Raw genomic sequence first — 5,303 nt, 5'->3', positions numbered from 1 at the left:
TCGTTCTCACAAACAACATAATAACACAAGTGAGCAGTGGGACTTTTTGTTACTTCAAATGTTGCACTTCATCTTACAATTTTTACTTTATTTACCTGTTCCGATAGCTTTTTCATAAAGGGAAATGTAGTGCTCCGCGGAACCTTCCCAGGCAAAATCCTGCTTCATGCCGTTATTCATAAGCCTTTTCCACACGGTGCGGTTTTTATACGCGTCTGTGGCTATCCTTATAGCATGCATCAAATCCCACGGATTATAACCCGGGAATACAAAACCATTGCCCTGTTTTGTCTTAAAATTATACTGTTTTACCGTATCTGCCAGCCCGCCTGTTTCCCTTACAATCGGCACTGTGCCGTATTTAAGGGATATTAACTGCCCCAGCCCGCACGGTTCAAAACGCGAAGGCATTAAAAACATATCAGAACCGGCGTATATGTTATGGGCTATTTTGTTGTCAAACTTTATATTAACGCCAAGTTTTTCCGGATATTTTGACTTTAAATGGTTAAACATATGGTGATAGCGTTCTTCACCCGTGCCAAGCACCACAAACTGGATATTAAGCCTCATCATATCGTCAATTATGGCGGCGATAAAATCAAGCCCCTTCTGGTCATCAAGACGGGATACAAGCCCTATTAACGGAACGCCTTCCACATATTTCAGGCCGTTTTCGGCAAGAAGCTTTTTCTTTACCTCTTCTTTTATTTCAATATTTTCTTCGCTGTAATTATTGTAAAGCAGCTTGTCTGTCTTTGGATCCCATGCTGAATAGTCAATACCGTTTAAAATCCCGGTAACATCCCCGTCGCGGTTCTTTAAAACTCCGTCAAGATTATATCCAAATTCCGGTGTCATAATCTCTTCGCGGTATTTTTCAGACACTGTATTTACTTTGTCGGCATACACTATACCGCCCTTCATAAAATTCACCATATCATAAAATTCTATCTTGTCCATGGTGAATATATCCCACGAAAAACCGGCGTGCAGAAGTTTATATTTATCAAATACGCCCTGATAAGCTATGTTGTGGATGGAATAAACCGTCTTAATATTTTTATAAAAATCATCGCCGGAATAAATGGTTTTAATGTACACCGGTATAAGGCCCGTGTGCCAGTCATTGCAGTTAATTACGTCCGGCTTGAAATCTATCTCTTTTATCATTTCAACCGCGGCGCGGGAAAAAAACATAAACCTTTCCGCGTTGTCCCAGTATTCTCCCTGAGGCGTCCTGTATAACTCTTCCCTGTGAAAAAACTCGGGATTATCTATAAAGTATACGGGGATATCCGTGCCGGGCACTGTGGATTCATATATTTCACCCCTGTGATTATAAAGCGCTATATCCACGTTTACCGCGTACTTTGTCGGTTTGATACCAAACTTTTCATCGTTTATAGACTGGTATTTAGGCATTACAATTCTTACATCGTGGCCAAGTTCGCGCAGCGCCTTTGGAAGCGCCCCTGCCACATCCGCAAGCCCGCCTGTTTTTGCAAAAGGCACCACTTCAGAGGCGGCGAAAAGTATCTTTAGCTTTTTGGGTGATTTTTTTGCCACTTATTTCTCCGTTTTTTTAAAGACAGCCGAAAGCCGCAATTTACGGCTTTCGGCTGTTGATTATATTTTTAAATCAGATTACATTTCCACTTCCACGTTAACTTCACTTTTGCCTTTTGCTATCGGCACTACATTTCCCTTTATTTCTTTGCCGTCAACTGTCATTTTCTTTACACCCTTGCTGGACTTATTTGGATTCTTAACCGTAAAGTTATATTTAACACCCCTAAATTCCCTGGAAACCGTGAAACCTTTCCACGTTGAAGGGATGCACGGGTCAATCATAAGCCCGTCAAATGTCGCCCTTACTCCAAGAATGTACTGGGAAATTGCCACAAAGTTCCATGCCGCTGTTCCTGTAAGCCAGCTGTTCTTTGCCTGTCCAAAATCCTTGTGCGCTTTTCCAGCTATCATCTGCGAATATACATATGGTTCTGTCCAGTGCGTGTCAGCTATTTCATTATTTGCCGCGGGCGCTATTGTCTTCCAATACTTAAACGCGTTTGCCGCCCTTCCTGTCATTGCTTCCGCTACCATTGCCCACGGATTTGTATGGCAGAATATCGCCGCATTTTCTTTTAAACCGGGCGGGAATACCGAAACATAGCCAAGCTCCGGATGGTATTCGGTGAATGCCGGGTCAAAAAGCACAATACCGTATTTTGTATCCAGGTGTTTCTTTATGCTGTCCAGTGTAATTTCGGCCCTGTCACCTTCTGCCACGCCTGTCATAACCGCCCAGGTATTGGATTCAAGCCATATCTTTGCTTCTTTGGTGGCGCTTGTACCTACCGGCGCACCGTTATCATCAAACGCCCTCATGTACCATTCGCCGTCCCACGCTTTTTTATTGATTCTGTCCTTCATTTCATCAGCCATGTTCTTGTATTTTTCGACATCAAGCACGCGGCCGGAATGTTTTGCAAGTTCTGATAGAAGATTTGCTCCAAGCACAAACTGGCAGGCTATCATAACGGATACGCCCATACCTTTTGGGCCGGACAGGTTTAAACAGTCATTCCAGTCCGCAAAGCCGGCTTTTGGAAGGCCGTGATGTCCTGTATTGTTCCATGAATATTCAACAGCCCTCTGTACATGTTCATACATTTTTCCTTTACTTCCGTCATTGTAAGGGACTATTTCATCAAGGAATTTTATATCACCTGTCTCTTTAATGTAATTGTGAACCGCCTGAACCAGCCACAGATGGTCGTCGCCATACCCTTCCCTGCTGCCTTTTTTTGTAAGCGGTGAATAACCGTGATGCGCGCGCCCTTCCGGAAACTGAACCGACGCTATATCCACAAGCCTGTCATGCACCTTGTTTGGTATCATATGCACAAAGCCAAGAGTATCCTGATTGCTGTCCCTGAAACCCATCCCCCTTTCACCGCCCGCTTCATAATAAGAAGCCGAACGCGACCAGTTAAACGTGGTCATGCACTGGTACTGGTTCCACACATTAACCATTGAATTTACGTTTGCATCAGGCGTTTCGCACTGATATTTATTCAGATTATTATCCCAGTACCCGGCAAGCGTTTTTAACGCTTCATCCACAGCGCCTTTCTTGGAATAGTTCGCGAATACTTTTTCTTCCTGCCCCATGTTATCGCAGTAACCAAGGACAAACGTCACTTCTTTTTCTTCTTTTGCTTTAAGGTTTACATTGATATGAAGCCCGCCAAAAGGAGCCCAGCCCACCGCAAGTTTATTGGAACATTTTCCGCGTTCAACTGCAATCGGGTTTGCTTCTCCTCTGTAAGGTCCGGTAAAGTCCTGCCTGACGCCGTCATAACTTGCAACTTTTTTATCCGCCCAGAAATAAGCAAACTGATGTTTGTGCATATTGTAAAGTGTGGTGTGATACATGGCATTATTTTTAAATTCAGTGCGCCCGATATTCAGATTATACTGGTAATCCGTCATATCGTTTAAAGCATCCCAAAGGCAGAATTCAACGTATGTAAAAAGGGACATTTTGCGGGGCTTAGCGGAGTTGTTCTTAACTTTTATCCTCCACACTTCATGTGCCGCGCCTACCGGTACAAAATAAGTGGCTTCTGTCTGAATGCCGGAATATTCCGCCTTGATTTTTGTATAGCTTAAACCATGACGGCATTCGTACTTATACTTTTTTAAATCTTTATTTGTCGGCTGCCATGAAGCTGACCAGTAATCTTCTTTTTCATTATCCCTGACATAAATATATCTTCCCGGCCTGTCAGAAGGAACGTTATTATAACGGTACCTTAAAAGCCTTCTCTGCGCCGCGTCGCCATAAAAACTGTAACCGCCCGCGGTGTTGGACATAAGGCCGCAGTATTTATCAACTCCAAGGTAATTAATCCATGGAAGCGGCGTATCCGGGCGTGTTATTACATATTCCCTGTTCTTGTCGTCAAAATATCCGTATTTCATCAAAGACCTCCTTGAAATTTTGGCGCCTATAAAGACGCGTTAATATTATATACAAGTTTTTAAAGATGGCAAGTAAAAATGCGCTTTCGTTTTATATTTTATACGGCCTTATAAAGAAAAGGGACAGGAGAAGATGCCTTCTCCTGCCCCTTACGTAAAGTTATCTTCAGTTAAATTCTTATCTTAGAATTTTCCGATGATTGAAAGGTACTGAACAGGAGTAAGTTCGTTATAAACATACGCGTAATCAAGCCCTATGAAATACCACCTGATGGACGCGCCAATGCTCCAGTCAGCAGCCTGCGCAAGCCCTGATGAAATTTCCGAATAATTTTTGATACCGCCCCTTACAGCAATCATATTGTTCCACCAAAGCTCTCCGCCCGCGTGTATGATAAGCTGATATTTTGTGTCAAGGTCAGCAGAAGCGATAACGTTAAACTGCCCAAGCTTAAGGTCATAAGCAATACCGGGTTTGATATTTACAGGAACAGTTTCCGTCGCCCCTGAGGATACTCCATTTGCCTGCCAGGAAAGCGTTGTGTAAACGTCCTGAAAATTAACACCAATTGAAAGGCCGTTTAAATCCTTAACAAGGTCACCCATTTTAAGATGAAGCCCAAGATCAATACCAAAACCGCTGTAGCTTACTTCGGTTTCGGATGTTCCGGAAATCGTGCCGTCAGAAACAACCGCCGGATAATTTCCAAGCAATATTTTAACCGTGGTACCCGCTGAAAAACCCGGAACAATTGACCTTGCGTAGGCAAGGTAAACCGTGTTATCCGCATTTTCTTTAAGCCCTTCTATCTGTATAGGATTGCCAAGGTTGTCAACCGCGGAAAGCTGTATTCCGCCTATCGCCTGCCTTAACCAGCCAAGGCCGAAAGCCCCTACCTGCGGGCTTACATTATAAAGAAGGTTGACGTAACTGTATTTTGTATCAAGGTCATTTATCTTTGTAAGCTTTACGCTTGATACTTCCACACCCTGAACGTTCGCCATACCGGCGGGGTTCCAGTACGAAGTGGAAGCGTCATTTGCAATAGCCGCAAATGTGCCGCCCATACCAAGCGGCCTTGCGCCGACGCCTATTGACATTGCTTCTCCGGCAAAATCTCCTTCGGCAAAAACAGCCGCAGGGGCCAGAACTACCAGCAGTACAACCATAAGTTTTGATAATAATTTCATAAAAATATTACCTCCTAAGATTTGTTTATACCAACGCTGATTCGGTCTTTGGGTCAAAGAAGTGCGTCTTGTTCATGTCAAACACAAGCTCTATTTCCTGGTTTACTTCAACGTCCGCGTCC

Annotated in this window: 3 protein-coding genes; all 3 read right to left on the bottom strand. The window is 43.6% G+C overall.

The window, feature by feature from the left end; all coding sequences use genetic code 11:
* Positions 1–87 precede the first annotated feature (87 nt).
* Complete coding sequence (glgA, locus tag JXR81_09790; protein ID MBN2755133.1) at positions 88–1,569, bottom strand: glycogen synthase GlgA; 1,482 nt, start codon at positions 1,567–1,569, stop codon at positions 88–90.
* A 78-nt stretch (positions 1,570–1,647) separates the two neighbouring features.
* Positions 1,648–3,990, bottom strand: a complete 2,343-nt coding sequence (locus JXR81_09785) for a glycosyl transferase (GenBank protein ID MBN2755132.1) — start codon at positions 3,988–3,990, stop codon at positions 1,648–1,650.
* 183 nt (positions 3,991–4,173) lie between these two features.
* Entirely contained in the window at positions 4,174–5,181 is a 1,008-nt protein-coding gene (locus tag JXR81_09780) for a PorV/PorQ family protein (GenBank protein ID MBN2755131.1), read from the bottom strand.
* Between the last annotated feature and the right edge of the window lie 122 nt (positions 5,182–5,303).

The sequence above is a fragment of the Candidatus Goldiibacteriota bacterium genome (assembly GCA_016937715.1).
In the GTDB taxonomy this organism is placed as follows: Bacteria; Oederibacteriota; PGYV01; order PGYV01; family PGYV01; genus PGYV01.
Note: the sequence above shows the minus strand (reverse complement) of the source record. Positions and strands in the feature narration are given on the sequence as shown.

What these genes read in the sequence shown, in the direction of transcription:
- JXR81_09785 (MBN2755132.1), bottom strand. Translation starts at nt 3,990, where the DNA reads ATGAAATACGGATATTTTGACGACAAGAACAGGGAATATGTAATAACA.
- JXR81_09780 (MBN2755131.1), bottom strand. Translation starts at nt 5,181, where the DNA reads ATGAAATTATTATCAAAACTTATGGTTGTACTGCTGGTAGTTCTGGCC.